Source organism: Brevibacterium sediminis (assembly GCF_013623905.1).
Taxonomy (GTDB): Bacteria; Actinomycetota; Actinomycetes; order Actinomycetales; family Brevibacteriaceae; genus Brevibacterium; species Brevibacterium sediminis.
Genome location: NZ_JABKDD010000030.1, coordinates 1 through 15,631, shown reverse-complemented (window position 1 = coordinate 15,631; position 15,631 = coordinate 1). Strand labels below are relative to the sequence as shown.

Here is a 15,631-nt window from a genome sequence, read left to right as displayed (position 1 = left end):
CCACCGCAGGTGCCGAAGCCGGCCGGTGTGGTCGGTATCAATCACGAACCAGTCCTAGTTGAAGTCCAAGAAATCACTGCTGAAGCAGCGTGAGTGACTCCAAACAGCTTGACACCCCGCGAGATTGCACAATTTCGGCTCGAAACCGGCAATCTGCGCACACTTGACTCGAGGAAGTCTCTGACCCTGCGGCGTCGGTGCGGGACTCGCACCGAGAGTGGTTCAGCGTCGCGCCCTCAGCTCGAGGCGAACTGGGTGGCATAGAGCTCGGCGTAGCGGCCGCCGCGACCGACGAGCTCCTCGTGAGTGCCCTTCTCAATGATGCGACCGGCCTCGACGACGAGGATCGTGTCGGCCTGCCGGATCGTCGACAGACGGTGGGCGATGACCAGGGCCGTCCGCCCGTGCATCGCCTGGGCCAGGGCACGCTGGATCGCGGCCTCATTCGTCGAATCCAACGCCGAGGTGGCCTCATCGAGGACGACGATCTCCGGAGACGCCAGCAGCATCCGGGCGATGGTCAGGCGTTGACGCTCGCCTCCGGAGAGGCGGTACCCGCGCTCTCCGACGACGGTATCCAGTCCATCTGGCAGTGCATCGATGACGCCTCTCAGCTGTGCCCGGTCGATGGCATCGAGCATCTGCTCCTCGGTGGCGTCGGGATTGACCAGCGCCAGGTTGGCGCGGATCGACTCGTGGAAGACATGACCGTCCTGGGTGACGACGCCGACGGCCTCGCGCAGATCGGCGAACGACAGATCGCGGACATCGACTCCGCCGATGGTGATCGAGCCGCCCGTGACGTCGTAGAGCCTTGGCAGCAGCGACGCGATCGTCGACTTTCCCGCACCCGAGGATCCGACGAGGGCAACGGTGTGCCCGGCGGGGATCGTGAAGCTCAGGTCATGGAGAACCTGATCGCCGCCGCGGGTGTCGAGCACGGAGACGTCTTCGAGGCTGGCCAAGCTGACCTGCGAGGCGCTGGGGTAGGCGAAGTCGACGTGGTCGAACTGCACATCCAACCCGCCGGCGGGCAGGGCCTTCGGCTGCGACGGTTCCTTGAAGTAGGGCACGAGATCGAGGATCTCGAACACGCGCTGGAACGACACCACGGCGCTCTGGATGTCCAGGCGTGCGTTGGCGAGCATCGTCAGCGGCGTGTAGAGCCTGGTCAGCAGCAGTGCCAGGGTCACGACCTGACCGGCGTTGAGGTTGCCGACGACCGCCTGTGCACCGCCGACGCCGTAGACCAGAGCCAGCGCCAGGGCAGAGACCAGAGTCAACGAGGACACGAACGTCGACTGCAGCATCGCGACCTTGACCCCGATATCGCGGACCTGGCCGGCGCGGTCGGCGAACTCCTCGTTCTCCTGGCGGGGATTGCCGAAGAGTTTGACCAGGGTGGCACCAGCGGCGGAGAAGCGCTCGGTCATGCGGGTCGACATGTCTGCGGAATTGTTGGCCGCTTCGAACTGCAGGGATGCGAGCTTTCCGCTGAGCATTCGGGTGGGGATGATGAACAGCGGCAGCAGCAGGATCGACAGCACGGTCACCTGCCAGGAGATCGTGACCATGACGCCGACGGTCAGGGCCAGGGAGACGAAGTTCGACACGATGCCGGACAGGGTGTTCGAAAACGCTCTCTGCGCACCGATGACGTCCGTATTGAGCCGGGAGACCAGGGCACCGGTGCGGGTGCGATTGAAGAATGCGATCGGCATCGACTGGACGTGATCATAGACGGCCGTGCGCAGATCGAAGATGAGTCCCTCGCCGATCCGTGAGGACAGGTACCGGTTCGTGATCGAGATGGCCGCATCGGCGATGGCCAACCCGCCGATGGCCACGGCCAGCCATACGACCGTGGACACGGGCCCGCCGCCGGTGATCGCGTTGACGACGTCGCCGGCGAGGACCGGGTTGAGGACGCCGATGCCCGCGGTGAGCACGGACAGCAGCAGGAAGATGATGAGTTTGCGCTTGTGCCGGGTCGCATACCCGGCGATCCGCTTGTAGATGCCCGGTTGGATGCGCGTCTCGGGGGTCTTCTTGCTCTTGACCGAGGAGTACATGAGGTGATGTGCGGATGGCACGCTCATACTGGGTCCCTTTCTGCTGCCGAAACGACCGAGCATGCACGGGGGAGCCCGTGACGGCGCGAGGATCGCTCGCATCCGGCCGCCGCCGCGGGCGGGTGGCCCGCCGGCGGTGAGTAGTTCAGTGCACACTGTGCAACCGCCAGAGCGGTGAAACTATTTCCTCACCGCCCGGCGACTCCCATCACAGGTACCATCGCAAGCTCGCCGAGGCGGCCCGCCCCGTCCGAGGTCCCAGACCCACCAGCGACTCCCGTCACAGCTTCCGCAGCTGCACCTTCCGGATGGTGTGGTCGGAGGATTTGTGGAGCACGAGATCGGCTCGGCCGCGGCTGGGCTGGACGTTCTCGCGCAGGTTCGGGAAGTTGATGGAGTCCCAGATCTCCGTGGCCAAGGTGATCGCCTCGTCGTCGTCGAGCTGCGAGTACCGGTGGAAGTAGGAATCCTCGTCCTGGAACGCACCGTGCTTGAGTTTGAGGAACCGCGAGATGTACCACTGGCGGATGTCACGGGAGCGCGCATCGACGTAGACGGAGAAGTCGAAGTAGTCGCTGATGGCCAAGCCCACGGTTCCGTCCTGACGGGGGCGGGCGGGTTGGAGGACGTTGAGGCCCTCGACGATGAGGACATCGGGGGAGCGCACGACCACCTCGGCGCCGGGAACGATGTCATAGGTGTGGTGCGAGTACACAGGCGCACGGACCTCGGGGGCCCCGGACTTCACGGCGGAGATGAACTTGAGCAGCTTGCGCCGGTCGTAGGATTCAGGGAATCCCTTCCGCCCGTTGAGGCGGCGACGGTCGAGTTCGGCATTGGGGTAGAGGAATCCGTCGGTGGTGATGAGCTCGACGCGCGGAGTGTCGGGCCAGCGGGCGAGCAGTTCGCGCAGCACACGTGCCGTCGTCGACTTGCCCACGGCCACCGATCCGGCGACGCCGATGACGAAGGGCGTTCGCTTGGCATCCTGCGGTTCCAACCCGCGTTCGTGCAGCGGAGAGAAGAATTCCCTGGTCAGGTCGTGCTTCGCCCGACGTGCGGAGACGTAGAGGTTGAGCAGTCGTGACAGGGGCAGATAGACCTGGGCCACCTCGTCGAGGTTGATCCGATCCCCGAGCCCGCGCAGCCGTTCGATATCGCGCTGCTTCAGCGGAAGCGGCGTAGCCTGGGCGAGCGTACCCCACACCTCCCGATCGAACTCCCAGAACGGAGACGTCGTGTCCGGCTCGCTGCGCCGGGCGGTATTGAGGCCGGCGAGCTTGCGCGCACGGTCCAACTGAGGGTCGACATGGCTCATCCCACCATTGTGTCATGCGTCATGTTCGCCGCCCGCCCCAGGTCGGCGAAAGCCCCCACCCTCACCGAGGTGACCGTTCCGTCTCCGGCCCCGTCCGGTGTGCCCCGACCATCCTCTCCCGCGCCCGCGTGCGCGTGCAGTTCGTCACGTTGACCCGATCGTGACTCGCCGGAATACCCGAGATCGGCTATCAGTGCGTAAAATCTCCCTCATGTGTGGAATCGTTGGCTATGTATCCAAGGCCCCCGTTGACAATGCCGACCACTCGGCGCTCGATGTCGTGCTCGGCGGCCTGAAGAGGCTCGAGTACCGCGGCTACGACTCGGCCGGCGTCGCGCTCGTGACGCCCGACGGTCAGCTCGCCTCGGCGAAGAAGGCCGGAAAGTTCTCCGCCCTGACCGAGGAGATCGAGGCCAACCCGCTGCCCGCTGCGCAGACCGGAATCGGCCACACCCGCTGGGCCACCCACGGTGGACCCACCGACCTCAACGCCCACCCGCACCTGGCCCACGGCGGCAAGCTCGCGCTCATCCACAACGGGATCATCGAGAACTTCGCCCACCTGAAGAAGGACCTCGTTGCCGAAGGCGTCGAGTTCCTCTCCGAGACCGACACCGAGGTGGCCGCCGCCCAGCTGGCGAAGAACTATAAGGTGACCGGCGACCTCACCGCCGCGATGCGCAAGACCGCCACCGAACTCGAAGGTGCGTTCACCCTGCTCGCGGTCCACGCCGACGCTCCCGGTCAGGTCGTCGCCGCGCGCCGGAACTCACCGCTGGTCATCGGCCTCGGTGAGGGCGAGAACTTCCTCGGCTCCGACGTCGCCGCGTTCATCGACTACACCCGCACAGCCGTCGAGATCGGCCAGGACGAAGTAGTCACCATCACCCCGGAGACGGTTACGATCACGGACACCGAAGGCAACTCCGTCGAGGGCGAGCAGTTCGAGGTCGACTGGGACACCGCCTCAGCGGAGAAGGGCGGCTTCGCGTCCTTCATGGACAAGGAGATCCACGATCAGCCGCAGGCCGTGGCCGATACCCTGCTCGGCCGCCTCGACACCGAGGGCCGCCTGACGCTGGACGAGATGCACATCGATGAGAACGTGCTCAAGTCCGTGGACAAGATCGTCGTCATCGCCTGCGGCACCGCAGCGTACGCCGGTCAGGTCGCGAAGTACGCGATCGAGCACTGGTGCCGCATCCCCACCGAGGTGGAGCTGGCCCACGAATTCCGCTACCGGGATCCGGTGGTCACGGAGAAGACGCTCGTCGTGGCGATCTCGCAGTCCGGGGAGACCATGGACACGATCATGGCCGTCCGCCACGCACGTCAGCAGGGTGCGAAGGTCATCGCGATCTGCAACACCTTCGGCTCGACGATCCCACGCGAATCCGATGCCGCGCTGTACACCCACGCCGGCCCGGAGATCGCCGTGGCCTCGACGAAGGCCTTCCTGTCGCAGGTCGTCGCCTGCTACTTGCTCGGCCTCTACCTCGCCCAGCTGCGGGGGAACAAATTCCGCGACGAGATCGGCACGATCCTGGGCGAGCTGCAGTCCATCCCGGAGAAGATCCAGCACATCCTCGACGAGACGAAGTCGCAGGTCCTCGCCCTGGCCGACCGCAACCAGGACGTCGGTTCGGTGCTGTTCCTCGGCCGTCACGTCGGCTACCCGGTCGCGATGGAGGGTGCGCTCAAGCTCAAGGAGCTCGCGTACATCCACGCCGAGGGCTTCGCCGCAGGTGAGCTCAAGCACGGACCGATCGCGCTGATCGACGACGGTCAGCTCGTCATCATCGTCGTCCCGTCCAAGCGCGGCCGGGATTCGCTGCATGCGAAGGTCATCTCGAACATCCAGGAAGTCCGTGCCCGCGGTGCGAACACCGTCGTCATCGCCGAGGAGGGCGACGAAGAGGTCGATCAGTTCGCCTCCGAGGTCATCTACGTGCCCGAGACGACGACGCTCATGGCGCCGCTGCTGACGACTGTTCCGCTGCAGATCTTCGCGATGGAGCTGGCCACGGCCAAGGGCCTCGACGTCGACCAGCCGCGCAATCTCGCGAAGTCGGTCACGGTCGAATGATCCGCCTCGGTGCCGGACGGGAGATCGCCCGGCACCGATTGCCGTCGAGGAGCCTGAGGAGGACCGGTTATGGCGATTTTAGGCATCGGAACTGACATTGCCGACGTGTCTCGCTTCGCGGAGCACATCGAACGCGTGCCCGAACTCCTCGATCGTCTGCTCACTCCCGGTGAGCAGCTCAAACGCAACGGCAAACGCCGGACGGATGCCTCCTTGGCGGCACGATTCTCCGCGAAGGAGGCGCTGAAGAAGGCGATCGGCTTCCCCGGATGGCTGCCGTGGCAGTCCGCCGAGGTGGTCCCCGCGAGGTCCGGTGCGCCGAGTTTCCGTCTGCGCGGGCTCGTGCTCGAGCACTTCCGTGCCATCGGCGGAACGAACATCCACCTGTCGATCACCCACGATGCGCACCTGACGATGACCTTCGTCATCGCCGAGGGCGACGGGCCGTCGCTGAGCCCCGGCATCGAAGGCGCCGCGGAGCACTTCACCCATTCGATGTACAAGCGAGTTCTTCGGCCGGAAGACTGAATCCGCGGCAGGAAGACTTACGCTGCAGCTGGGACAATGATACGATGGACTCAATGACTAGCAATGTGGCGGTAGTGCTCTTCGACGGCTTCGAAGTTCTCGATGTATTCGGCCCCGTCGAACTCTTCAGCCGTCTCCCGGATTCCTTCACCCTCTCCTATGTCGCCGCTCAGCCTGGGCCCGTCCGCAGCGCTCAGGGCATCGAGGTTATCGTCACCGAGTCTTTCGACACAGCGAGCAACCCGGACATCGTCATGGTTCCCGGCGGGATGGGCACCCGGCAGCTGGTCGACGACCGAGCATTCCTCGACCGCCTCGTGAACTGGTCGGCCGGTGCCGAGCTCATCACCTCTGTGTGCACCGGTTCGGCGGTGCTCGCTGCCGCCGGCCTGCTCGACGGGTACCGGGCGACGTCGAACAAGAAGGCTTTCACGTGGGCGTCCGAACACGGCGAGGATGTCACCTGGATACCGCAGGCCAGATGGGTCGAGGACCGGGATCGATGGACCTCATCGGGTGTGGCCGCTGGCATGGACATGACTGCGGCACTCATCACCCATCTCTACGGTGCCGAGGCGGCCGCCACCGTCGCCCGTGAGATCGAGTTGGATATCCACACCGATCCCGATTGGGATCCCTTCGCCGCCCACCACGGGCTGGTCTGAACCGTCGACTTCTTGCACAGTCGAGCATCATCGGGACGCGAGTCTCAGTAGACCAGCATGTGTTCGGCTGAACCCGCACGAATCATGATAGAAAACTTCGAGGTGCGGCTCATAGTCGACATGCACCCATTCGCAGCCGGCGGCTTTGATTTCATGAACGAGAGTCTGGACCAGTCGTTTTCCGATACCACGCTTCTGATGTCCCGGATCAACAATTGTGTCGAGGACGAACGCGTGCACCCCGCCGTCCCAACAGGCGTGGACGAACCCGATCAACTGGTCGTCGGAGAACGCACCGATCCACGTCAGGCTGTGCCGCTTCAGGCGCGCTCCCCACGGTTTCACCTCTCCACCTGAGTGTCCAAACGCTCGTGCATGGAGCGCAGATAGGTGGGCGTCATCAACAGTGAATCGCACACGAAGGTCTATGTCCTGGGCCATGACGATCAGTATGCCGTATCGATCAACATGGTGAGCTTCGCTGAATTCTCTGTCTGCCACCGAGAACCGGGACCCCTGACGCTTCATGAGATCCGTCCATCGCCCACCACCGCGTACGGTTCACGTCCGATGGAGGTGAATGTATTCGCAAGGAACTGTTATATGGCCTGGTTGAGTCGCTCCCGATCTGGGAGAATAGATTTATGGAATCCGCCGTGGTACTCGACACTGACGCAATCAGGAGCGCTTGCGAAAGATTCGGTGTGGAACGGCTTCGCATTTTCGGGTCCGTGCTCACGGATCGGTTCAATCCGGAGACGAGCGACATCGACTTCCTCGTCACTTTTCGACCGGAACGGGACAATCTATTCCACGACTACTTCGATCTGAAGGCTGAGCTGGAGCGGATCGTCGGACGGCGAGTCGATCTGGTCATGGAACGCTCGGTGAAGAACCCCTTCTTCAAAGCGGCCGCGTTCGAGAGTGCGCGGGATGTCTATGCAGCGTAAGACAGGTGCGCATCTCTGGGATGCTGCTGAAGCGCCTCCGCAGAGACGATGCCGACACCGCTGCTCGTGTGCCCGGACTCGAACGAATCGTTGGGCTGCGGAACGTCCTTGCCCATGAATACGGTGACATCAACTACGAAATACTTTGGTTGGCGACCACAACCGAAATCCCCGGCCTGATCACGATCCTCAATGAGCTCGTCGATGAGGCCAGAGACGCTACAGGACTGTAGCGGCTCCATTGCGAAGACTGCTGATCGATCACTGCCGCCGGAAGAATCACGCGTAGCGCGCGGATTTCCAGGAAGGCTGATCGGTCTCAATCCGCCTGCGCCTGGTGGGTAATAGACTCAGGGCATGAGCTCACTTCCCAACGACACCGACAACACCGCCGCTGCCGACCTCGCCGCCCCCACGATCCCGACCCCCGTCGAGGCGGCCGCCACCCAGGTGCACCTGCCCACCGCCGATGACGCGAACGACATCGCGCCCGGTCTGGTCACCCTGCGCCGTGCCCTGCACGAGAACGTCGAGGTCGGACTCGACCTGCCGGTGACGCAGAAGCTCGTCCTCGACGCCATCGAAGGCCTCGACGTCGAGGTGAGCACGGGGGAGGGGCTGTCGTCGATCGTCGTCGTCCTGCGCGGAGGTGCCCGCAAGGAGGACTCGACCGGGGTCGTGCCCTCCGTCCTCCTGCGCGGGGACATGGACGGACTGCCCGTCACCGAGGCGACCGGATTCGACTTCGCGGCCACCTCGGGGAGGATGCACGCCTGCGGCCACGACCTGCACACCGCCGGGCTCGTCGGCGCACTCAAACTCCTCCACCGCGACCGCGACTCCCTGCCCGGCGACGTCGTGTTCATGTTCCAGCCCGGTGAAGAAGGCTTCGACGGGGCCGGGAAGATGATCGACGAAGGCGTCCTCGACGCCGCCGGTCCCCGCGTCAAAGCCGCCTTCGGCATCCACGTCTCCGCCGACGCCGACCTCGGCGTCGGCAGCTCCCGTCCCGGGTCGTACATGGCGGCGTTTTCGAAGATGACGATCACCGTGAATGGCAAGGGCACGCACGCCTCCCGCCCGGCCACCGGCAAGGACCCCATCCAGGTCGGTGCGATGCTCGTGGGCCAGCTGCAGGAGTACGTCACCCGCCGCTTCGACATCTTCGACCCGCTCGTGATCACCGTCGGCCAGTTCAACGGCGGCACCGCTCCCAACGTCGTCCCCGACTTCGCGACCTTGGTCGTCAGTGTGCGCACGTTCTCGGAAGCTGTGACCTCCCGCGCCGAGGTGGAGCTGCCTCAGCTCGTTCGTGACCTCGTCGCCGCCCACGGTCTGAGCGCCGACGTCGAGTACGAGCAGATCCTGCCGCCGACGATCAACGACGACGCCGAAGCCGAGTTCTTCCTCTCCACCTTCACCGACCTCTTCGGCGAGCAGCGGACCGTGCGCAAGGCGAATCCGCTGCCCGGTTCCGAGGACTTCTCCCGTGTGCTCGACGCCGTGCCCGGAGCCTATGGACACTTCGGAGTCGCTCTGCCGAATCTGCCGGTCGAAGAACGCGAAGCCAATCATTCCCCTCGCGCCCGCCACAGCGACGACGGTCTCGCCGACCAGGCTCTGTTCCTCGCTCATCTGGCCGGGCGCCGGCTGGCGCAGCTGTCCGAGGGATGATCCGCCCGACCCCTGGCTCGGACGGTGGAAACGGCATACGGTGCAGGGATAGGTCCCGTGCAGGGCTACGTCGTATCAGGAGCAGAATTGTGAAGAGGAACAGTCGATGAGCGTGTTCGCCTACCCGAGTGAAACCATCAGGGAGGCCGAGAAGCCGCTGCTCGAAGCCGGCATCCCGCTCATGGCCCGGGCTGCCCGAGCGCTGGCGAACAGTGCGGCCGCCATGCTGAAGGCCGATCACGGACAGGTCACCGGCACCCGTGTGAGCGTACTGGCCGGGCCCGGCAACAACGCAGGGGACGCACTCTTCGCTGCGGCGACTCTGGGAAGGCGCGGTGCCGCCGTCACGGTCATCACCCTCTTCGATCGCACTCACGACGATGGACTGGCCGCGGCACACAGCGCCGGGGCGCAGGTCATCGCGTTCACCTCGGCCGAGGCCGATGCGGCCCGGGCCGACGCTCTGCGCGAACTCTCCCGCGCCGATCTCGTCCTCGACGGCATCCTCGGCACGGGCGGGCGGCGCGGACTGCCCGACCACATCTCCTCACTTACCGCCGATTGGGCCCCGCACCGCACCGGCCGCCTCATCGCCGTCGACGTCCCCTCCGACCTCGACCCGAACCACACCGGGGCAGAGAAACGACTCCACGCCGACCGCACTGTGACCTTCGGCGGCCTCAAGGCCGAACTCATCGATCCGCGTGTGGACGAGTTCATCGGAACCATCGACGTCATCGACATCGGCCTCGGCCTCGACCCCAGCTCGGCCGCCGCGGAGCTGCTCGATCACGATGATCTCGTCACCGGATTCCCGCGCCCCGATGAGACCGGGCACAAGTACTCCCGCGGTGTCACCGGGGTCTTCGCCGGCTCCGAGGACTACCCTGGCGCGGGCGTGCTCACCACCACCTCGGCGGTGAACACCGGAGCAGGGATGGTCCGCTATCTCGGCTCCCCGCTCGTCGCCGAATACGTCCTCGGCCTCCACCCCGAGGTCGTCAACGCCTCCGGACGCATCGACTCCGTCGTCCTCGGCCCGGGCGACCCCGAACCCGAATTCGTGCAGGGCGTCGCCGAGGCGCTGGCCGGCAACCGCACACCGGTCGTCGTCGACGCAGGCGGCCTCGACATGATCGCCCGCGCCGAATCGATGGCAGGCACCTGGCTGGCCGACCGCCCGCTCATCATCACCCCGCACGCCGCCGAGCTGGCGCGGCTGCTCAGCCGCCTCCTCGGCGAGATCATCACCGCCGGTCGGATCGGGGCGAACCCGATGCGATGGGCGCGGCGAGCCGCGGAGCTGACCGGAGCGATCGTCCTGCTCAAAGGCCATCACACGGTCATCGCCGCCCCCGACGGACACGTCGTTCTGCCCGCGCCGGGGCCGGGCACCCTCGCCACGGCGGGCTCCGGGGACGTGCTCGCCGGGATCCTCGGCACGCTCGCCGCGATCACCGCCGCCCACGGCCGCTATGACAGTGACGATCGGACGCGTCCACCCCGCGAGTGGGCTCGCCTGGTCGGAGTCGGAGTGCTGCTGCACAACGAGGCCGGCCGACGCGCGGTGACCGCGTCCGGATTCGCCGATGCCCTCGCCGAGGTGGTCGGCGAACTCATCCACGGCACTGACTGAATCCGCTCACCCGGTCACGCCGGCGACCTTCCGTGGGTGCATGACGAGCATGGCGGCCACACCGACGGCCACCGCAGACAGATGCGCGACTCGGCTGACGAGGATCACCGCTCCGGGGCCGTCGAGACCGGCGAAGTAAGCGCCGAGATCGGCATCGCCGAACAGCCACATGACGGGTTCGACGAGCAGAGATGCCGTCCCGATCACGCCGAGCCCGACGAGCAGGACGATCCGAGCCCACTGCCTGCCGCGAGCGAATCGGAGGATCACGACGGCGACGAGGGCGTAGACGGCCAGGCGGATGACCACCGCCCCCGCATTCTCCGCGAGGTCGGTGAACGGCCACAGATGTGCGGCCATTTCGACGATTCCGGCCACCAAAGCGGTGAACAGCGCCGTCACCGCCAGGCGTCTGGGCGTCCAGGCCCCCTGCCGCTCGTGTTCGTCTGTCTGTTCAGTGGATAATTCTGTCTGTCGACCGGTTCGTTCCATGTCGCTGTCCTCCTCGTCGGTGAGTCCCATATGAGCCGGGTGTCCAGCTCGGAGTCATCACCAAGAGGTAGCGAATCACCGCCCGATACGTAGTCCCTGCGGGGGATGCTGTCGGACTGCGGATTGCTCCGAATCAGCGGAATGGTTCGAACGGTCGGGACAGGCCGAACAGTCGGGACAGAGCAGAACCTCAGTGGATGAGGATCTGCGTCTTCGTCGAGCCCTCCCACTTCATCGCCTTGACGAGACTGGACTCGTACATCGACACACAGCCGGCGGTCTTCATCGACTCCGTGTTCGCATGCAGGAAGATCGCCGATCCCTTCCCCGGTGTGCGAGCCTCGTTGTAGCCGATGACCTGGGCATACTTGTACGGCTTCGGCTGGTAGAGAGATTCGCCCTTGTACCCTTCGGACTTCCGCTGCATCGTGTTGTAGCCCTCGGCCTTCGTCGCGTCACCGTCGACCCAGACATGATCGCGGGTGACCTTCGTCCACGGCTTGCCCAGCCCGGGATTCGCCGAGGTGCCGAAGCCATCGCGCATCCAGAACACACCCTTCGGGGTCTTGCCGTCACCTTCCCGTTTGCTCGACGTGGTGCCGTTGTAGCCGAGGCGGGCCTTGAACGGGCCGCTGTCGCGGACGTACCGGTCGCCGGACTTCTTGCACAGGTAGATATCGGCGGTGATCGTCGACCGCTGCTTGACCTCGATGGCCTTCGCGGCCGTCACCGAACTGTTCGCCTCGACGCCGGTGCAGTACTTCGCGGCCGCCTCGGCGGGACCGGACTGTCCGATCAGTGCGAGGCCCGCCGCGAACAGGACAGCCGTAATCACCATCGCGAGGATGCGGGCTGGTGTGGTGTGCATGATGTCTCCTTCTTCATCGAATGGCTCGTCGAGCCGGTCTTCGCCGAACACGTCGTCGGCTGCACCTGCGACACCGGCGCCAGAGCCGAATGTCGCGGGGGATCAGCGTAACGAAGGTGCTGGTCGACGGGGGTCGGCGGTAGTCTTATCCAGTGACATCTTTCGACATCCCCGAGGCTCTCGTACGGGCCGAGATCGACGAGGCAGCCCTGTGCGACAACGCCGCCGTCCTTGCCGATCGGCTCTCACCCGCCCGCCTCAAATGCGTCGTCAAAGCCAACGCCTACGGCCACGGCATCGACCTCGTCGCACCCGCTCTCTTCTCGGCCGGGTGGCGCGAGTTCTGTGTGGCCACGATCCCCGAGGCCCTTCGCCTGCGCAGCCTGCTCGGCCCCGAAGCGCAGATCCTCGCATGGCTCTACGGACCGACCACCGACCTCGACGAGGCGGTGCGAGCTGACATCGAACTGGGAATTTCGACGGTCGGGGCCCTCGACCGACTCGCCGAGGCGGCCCGCCGCACCGGCGTCACAGCCCGAGCCCATCTCAAGATCGACACCGGACTCGGCCGCAACGGTCTGTCCCCGGAAGCGCTCGTCCGTGCCTTCGACTGGCTGCGCCGCCACGCCGAAGACAGCCACACCGACGACTCCGGGAACCCCGAGGCCGGCGCCGATATACGCATCGTCGGAATGATGAGCCACTTCGCGGTCGCCGACGAACCCGAACGCCCCGAGACCGCGGCGCAGAGCGCGGTCTTCTCCTCCGCCCACGGGCAGCTGCGGGCCGTGCTCGACGCCGCGGACGGCCGCCTCGGCGAATCGGATGACCTGGATGTGCACATAGCGAACTCACCCGGAGCGCTCACTCTGGGACCGTGCCCGGGCACCTCGGCGAGGGTGGGGCTCGCCCTCTACGGTCTGTCCCCGCTCGAAGACGGAGATCCGGCGGCTCTCGGGCTCCGGCCGGTCATGCGGCTGACCTCCAGCGTCATCAATCTCAAGGACATTCCCGCAGGTCACGGCGCCTCCTACGGGCTGACGTTCACCGCCGCGACCGACACCCGGTTCGCGCTCGTGCCCGGTGGGTACGGGGACGGACTGCCGCGGGCAGCCTCGAACCGCGCCGAGGTGGCCATCCGGGGTCGTCGTTACCCCGTCGTCGGGCGTATCGCCATGGATCAGATGATCATCGACATCGGTGCCGGCAACGATGAGGTGGCCATCGGCGACGAGGTCGTCATCTTCGGCCCCGGTGGGCCGAGTGCGGCCGAATGGGGGACCTGGGCGAACACGATCAACTACGAGATCGTCACCCAGCTCAGCGCCCGCGTCGACCGGGTCGCCCGGAAGGGAGACGGGCGATGAGGGTCCATCTCGAATCCTTGGAGCAGATGCGCACGTTCGCTGCGGCCCTGGCCGACCATCTGCGCGCCGGTGACCTGCTCATTCTCACGGGCAACCTCGGAGCGGGGAAGACGACGTTCACGCAGTCGCTGGGCAGAGCCCTCGACGTGGCCGGACGGATCACGTCGCCGACGTTCGTCATCGCCCGCGAGCACCCATCGCGCTCGGGCGGACCCGCCCTCGTCCACGTCGATGCCTACCGGTTGGCCGACGGGGAGGAGCTCGAAGATCTCGACCTCGACTCCGAACTGGACGAGTCGATCACGGTCGTCGAGTGGGGAGCCGGCCTGGCCGAGCAGCTCAGCAGCGATCACCTCGACATCACCATCACCCCGGTGTGGGATGAAGCCGCGGGGGATGATGACTCGGTCGGTGTGGACGACGAGGATGAGGTGGAGGACGAACGACGCACCGTCGACCTCGTTGGTCGCGGGGATGCCTGGATCGATCGGATGCCGCAGGTTGTGGCCGCTGTCTCGGCGCTGGCAGGCGTGCGAGTCGACGACCCGGCCTCTGCAGATCTGCCTGCCGAGGACTTCGCGGATGAGGGAGACGAATCATGATCGTTCTGGCCATCGACACCTCGCAGTCGGCCTCTGTGGCCCTCGTGGATACGGACACCGGTTCGGTCATCGCGGCCGAACAGGCCGATGACCAACGTCGACACGTTGAGTTCATCGGTCCTGCGCTCGCCGGCGTGCTCGCCGAGGATGCCCAACCCGAACTCGTCGTCGTCGGCATCGGACCCGGACCCTTCACCGGTCTGCGGGTGGGCATCGCCTCCGGAATCGCCGTCGGTCAGGCTCGTGGGATTCCCGTCAAGGGACTGCTGTCCCAAGCCGCGATCGTCGAAGAGTTCGTCCGCAGGGCAGAAGGCTCCCCAGCACTTGCGTCGGAGGTCGCGTCGCCCGCCGCGACCGAATCCGTTCGCCCCGTCCTCATCGCTTCGGACGCCCGCCGCAAAGAGGTCTATTTCAGCGTCTACGACTCCGCCGACGCCACGCTGAACGCCGGGCCGTTCGTGGCCAAACCGGCCGAGGTTGCTTCAGTTCTCGCCGACAACGGCTACCGGCTCGATACGATCGATCAGAAGCTCGGCCGCGGATTCCTCCTCTATCCGGACGTCCTCGGAGCGTCGAGCACCGAGTCCATCACCGATCCTCGTGCCGAATATCTTGCCCTCGCGGCGGCACGGGAACTCGCCGCCGGTCGAGACCTTGCCGACCCGATCCCCGAATACCTGCGCGAACCCGATGCGAAAGCAACCCCGGTACGCGAGAGCTCATTGAAATGACCTCCACGACCATTGCCGAGCTTCCCTGGTGGGACCTCGCCGAGGTGGCCGACCACGACGCGGCGATCTTCGGACCCACAGCCTGGACGCTCGGCTACTACTGGTCGGTCAAGGCGCAGAACGGCACGGTCATGCTCGCCGCCAGGACCGCATCGGCGGGGGAAACGGATGTGGACGGCACAGCCACGGATAGTGAGTTCACCGCCTCGACGGGGGAGCTGGCAGGGTGGATCGTCATGTCGGGGGCCGGTGCGGAAGCCGATGTGATGACGATCGCCACCACCGAGGCGGCACGCGGCACAGGCATCGGTCGTGCCCTGCTGCAGGCCGGAATCAATTGGGCGAAGGACCGTGGGTCCGAGATCGTCCACCTCGAGGTCGACGAACGCAATGCTGCGGCGTTGGGGATGTACGCATCTTTCGGGTTCGAGGAATGGGGGCGGCGCCCGGACTACTATCCGGGCGCCGCGGGAATTCTCATGCGTCTGCGGATCGGCGACTGATCCTTCTCAAATCGCGCCCTAGGTGTACTTCCCCGACACGTTGTGAACGGTAGTTGAAACACAACGAAGACCTCCGATACCGATATGGGTAACCACACTCATGATCGAGTCCCGGAGGTCTTCATGACACACCGTAACG

Annotated in this window: 16 protein-coding genes; 11 read left to right on the top strand and 5 right to left on the bottom strand. The window is 65.6% G+C overall.

Translation table 11 applies throughout. The annotated features are described in order from the left end of the window. Nucleotides 1–236: 236 nt before the first annotated feature. Nucleotides 237–2,099: an ABC transporter ATP-binding protein gene (locus tag HK108_RS18395; RefSeq protein WP_181272589.1), complete on the bottom strand. Its 1,863-nt coding sequence runs from the start codon at nt 2,097–2,099 to the stop codon at nt 237–239. 253 nt (nt 2,100–2,352) lie between these two features. Further along, the gene (coaA, locus tag HK108_RS18390) at nt 2,353–3,390 is read right to left on the bottom strand and encodes a type I pantothenate kinase (RefSeq protein ID WP_025779539.1); all 1,038 of its coding nucleotides are present in this window, start codon (nt 3,388–3,390) and stop codon (nt 2,353–2,355) included. Between the two features lie 211 nt (nt 3,391–3,601). Here coaA and glmS point away from each other — a divergent pair, with 211 nt between their 5' ends. From glmS to HK108_RS18375, 3 genes are all read left to right on the top strand, one after another. Further along, the gene (gene glmS, locus HK108_RS18385) at nt 3,602–5,476 is read left to right on the top strand and encodes a glutamine--fructose-6-phosphate transaminase (isomerizing) (RefSeq protein WP_181272588.1); all 1,875 of its coding nucleotides are present in this window, start codon (nt 3,602–3,604) and stop codon (nt 5,474–5,476) included. A 69-nt stretch (nt 5,477–5,545) separates the two neighbouring features. After that, complete coding sequence (locus HK108_RS18380; RefSeq protein ID WP_181272587.1) at nt 5,546–6,004, top strand: holo-ACP synthase; 459 nt, start codon at nt 5,546–5,548, stop codon at nt 6,002–6,004. A 44-nt stretch (nt 6,005–6,048) separates the two neighbouring features. After that, nucleotides 6,049–6,669, top strand: a complete 621-nt coding sequence (locus tag HK108_RS18375; RefSeq protein ID WP_229664269.1) for a DJ-1/PfpI family protein — start codon at nt 6,049–6,051, stop codon at nt 6,667–6,669. A gap of 27 nt (nt 6,670–6,696) precedes the next feature. Here the strand turns inward: HK108_RS18375 and HK108_RS18370 are convergent, their stop codons facing one another. Beyond that, nucleotides 6,697–7,110 carry a GNAT family N-acetyltransferase gene (locus tag HK108_RS18370; protein ID WP_181272590.1) on the bottom strand — a complete coding sequence of 138 codons (414 nt, stop codon included), beginning with the start codon at nt 7,108–7,110 and terminating at the stop codon, nt 6,697–6,699. A 203-nt stretch (nt 7,111–7,313) separates the two neighbouring features. On the opposite strand from HK108_RS18370, the gene HK108_RS18365 reads away from it, so the two are divergent. From HK108_RS18365 to HK108_RS18350, 4 genes are all read left to right on the top strand, one after another. Further along, entirely contained in the window at nt 7,314–7,619 is a 306-nt protein-coding gene (locus tag HK108_RS18365) for a nucleotidyltransferase family protein (protein ID WP_139908696.1), read from the top strand. Between the two features lie 20 nt (nt 7,620–7,639). Then, on the top strand, nt 7,640–7,852 hold the full coding sequence (locus HK108_RS18360; RefSeq protein ID WP_181272586.1) for a HepT-like ribonuclease domain-containing protein: 213 nt from the start codon (nt 7,640–7,642) through the stop codon (nt 7,850–7,852). Between the two features lie 124 nt (nt 7,853–7,976). Further along, nucleotides 7,977–9,293 carry a M20 metallopeptidase family protein gene (locus HK108_RS18355; RefSeq protein ID WP_181272585.1) on the top strand — a complete coding sequence of 439 codons (1,317 nt, stop codon included), beginning with the start codon at nt 7,977–7,979 and terminating at the stop codon, nt 9,291–9,293. A gap of 106 nt (nt 9,294–9,399) precedes the next feature. After that, on the top strand, nt 9,400–10,929 hold the full coding sequence (locus HK108_RS18350; protein WP_181272584.1) for a bifunctional ADP-dependent NAD(P)H-hydrate dehydratase/NAD(P)H-hydrate epimerase: 1,530 nt from the start codon (nt 9,400–9,402) through the stop codon (nt 10,927–10,929). A gap of 6 nt (nt 10,930–10,935) precedes the next feature. On the opposite strand, the gene HK108_RS18345 is transcribed toward HK108_RS18350, so the two are convergent. Then, the gene (locus HK108_RS18345; protein ID WP_181272583.1) at nt 10,936–11,331 is read right to left on the bottom strand and encodes a hypothetical protein; all 396 of its coding nucleotides are present in this window, start codon (nt 11,329–11,331) and stop codon (nt 10,936–10,938) included. Nucleotides 11,332–11,611: 280 nt separating this feature from the next. After that, complete coding sequence (locus HK108_RS18340) at nt 11,612–12,289, bottom strand: hypothetical protein (protein WP_181272582.1); 678 nt, start codon at nt 12,287–12,289, stop codon at nt 11,612–11,614. A 152-nt stretch (nt 12,290–12,441) separates the two neighbouring features. Between HK108_RS18340 and alr the strand changes: the two genes are divergently transcribed. From alr to HK108_RS18320, 4 genes are read left to right on the top strand one after another with little or no spacing between them, the layout of a single operon-like run. Continuing rightward, nucleotides 12,442–13,656 (top strand): alanine racemase, encoded by a 1,215-nt coding sequence (gene alr, locus HK108_RS18335; RefSeq protein ID WP_181272581.1) that lies wholly within the window; start codon nt 12,442–12,444, stop codon nt 13,654–13,656. Beyond that, nucleotides 13,653–14,258 carry a tRNA (adenosine(37)-N6)-threonylcarbamoyltransferase complex ATPase subunit type 1 TsaE gene (gene tsaE, locus HK108_RS18330; protein WP_181272580.1) on the top strand — a complete coding sequence of 202 codons (606 nt, stop codon included), beginning with the start codon at nt 13,653–13,655 and terminating at the stop codon, nt 14,256–14,258. The genes alr and tsaE overlap by 4 nt, the downstream gene beginning before the upstream one ends. Further along, nucleotides 14,255–14,989 (top strand): tRNA (adenosine(37)-N6)-threonylcarbamoyltransferase complex dimerization subunit type 1 TsaB, encoded by a 735-nt coding sequence (tsaB, locus tag HK108_RS18325; RefSeq protein WP_181272579.1) that lies wholly within the window; start codon nt 14,255–14,257, stop codon nt 14,987–14,989. The genes tsaE and tsaB overlap by 4 nt, the downstream gene beginning before the upstream one ends. After that, nucleotides 14,986–15,492: a GNAT family N-acetyltransferase gene (locus HK108_RS18320; RefSeq protein WP_181272578.1), complete on the top strand. Its 507-nt coding sequence runs from the start codon at nt 14,986–14,988 to the stop codon at nt 15,490–15,492. The genes tsaB and HK108_RS18320 overlap by 4 nt, the downstream gene beginning before the upstream one ends. Nucleotides 15,493–15,631: the final 139 nt, after the last annotated feature.

Coding starts and splice junctions, on each gene's coding strand:
- HK108_RS18395 (WP_181272589.1), bottom strand. CDS start 2,099: ATGAGCGTGCCATCCGCACATCACCTCATGTACTCCTCGGTCAAGAGC.
- coaA (WP_025779539.1), bottom strand. CDS start 3,390: ATGAGCCATGTCGACCCTCAGTTGGACCGTGCGCGCAAGCTCGCCGGC.
- glmS (WP_181272588.1), top strand. CDS start 3,602: ATGTGTGGAATCGTTGGCTATGTATCCAAGGCCCCCGTTGACAATGCC.
- HK108_RS18380 (WP_181272587.1), top strand. CDS start 5,546: ATGGCGATTTTAGGCATCGGAACTGACATTGCCGACGTGTCTCGCTTC.
- HK108_RS18375 (WP_229664269.1), top strand. CDS start 6,049: ATGGACTCAATGACTAGCAATGTGGCGGTAGTGCTCTTCGACGGCTTC.
- HK108_RS18370 (WP_181272590.1), bottom strand. CDS start 7,110: ATGGCCCAGGACATAGACCTTCGTGTGCGATTCACTGTTGATGACGCC.
- HK108_RS18365 (WP_139908696.1), top strand. CDS start 7,314: ATGGAATCCGCCGTGGTACTCGACACTGACGCAATCAGGAGCGCTTGC.
- HK108_RS18360 (WP_181272586.1), top strand. CDS start 7,640: ATGCTGCTGAAGCGCCTCCGCAGAGACGATGCCGACACCGCTGCTCGT.
- HK108_RS18355 (WP_181272585.1), top strand. CDS start 7,977: ATGAGCTCACTTCCCAACGACACCGACAACACCGCCGCTGCCGACCTC.
- HK108_RS18350 (WP_181272584.1), top strand. CDS start 9,400: ATGAGCGTGTTCGCCTACCCGAGTGAAACCATCAGGGAGGCCGAGAAG.
- HK108_RS18340 (WP_181272582.1), bottom strand. CDS start 12,289: ATGCACACCACACCAGCCCGCATCCTCGCGATGGTGATTACGGCTGTC.
- tsaE (WP_181272580.1), top strand. CDS start 13,653: ATGAGGGTCCATCTCGAATCCTTGGAGCAGATGCGCACGTTCGCTGCG.
- tsaB (WP_181272579.1), top strand. CDS start 14,255: ATGATCGTTCTGGCCATCGACACCTCGCAGTCGGCCTCTGTGGCCCTC.
- HK108_RS18320 (WP_181272578.1), top strand. CDS start 14,986: ATGACCTCCACGACCATTGCCGAGCTTCCCTGGTGGGACCTCGCCGAG.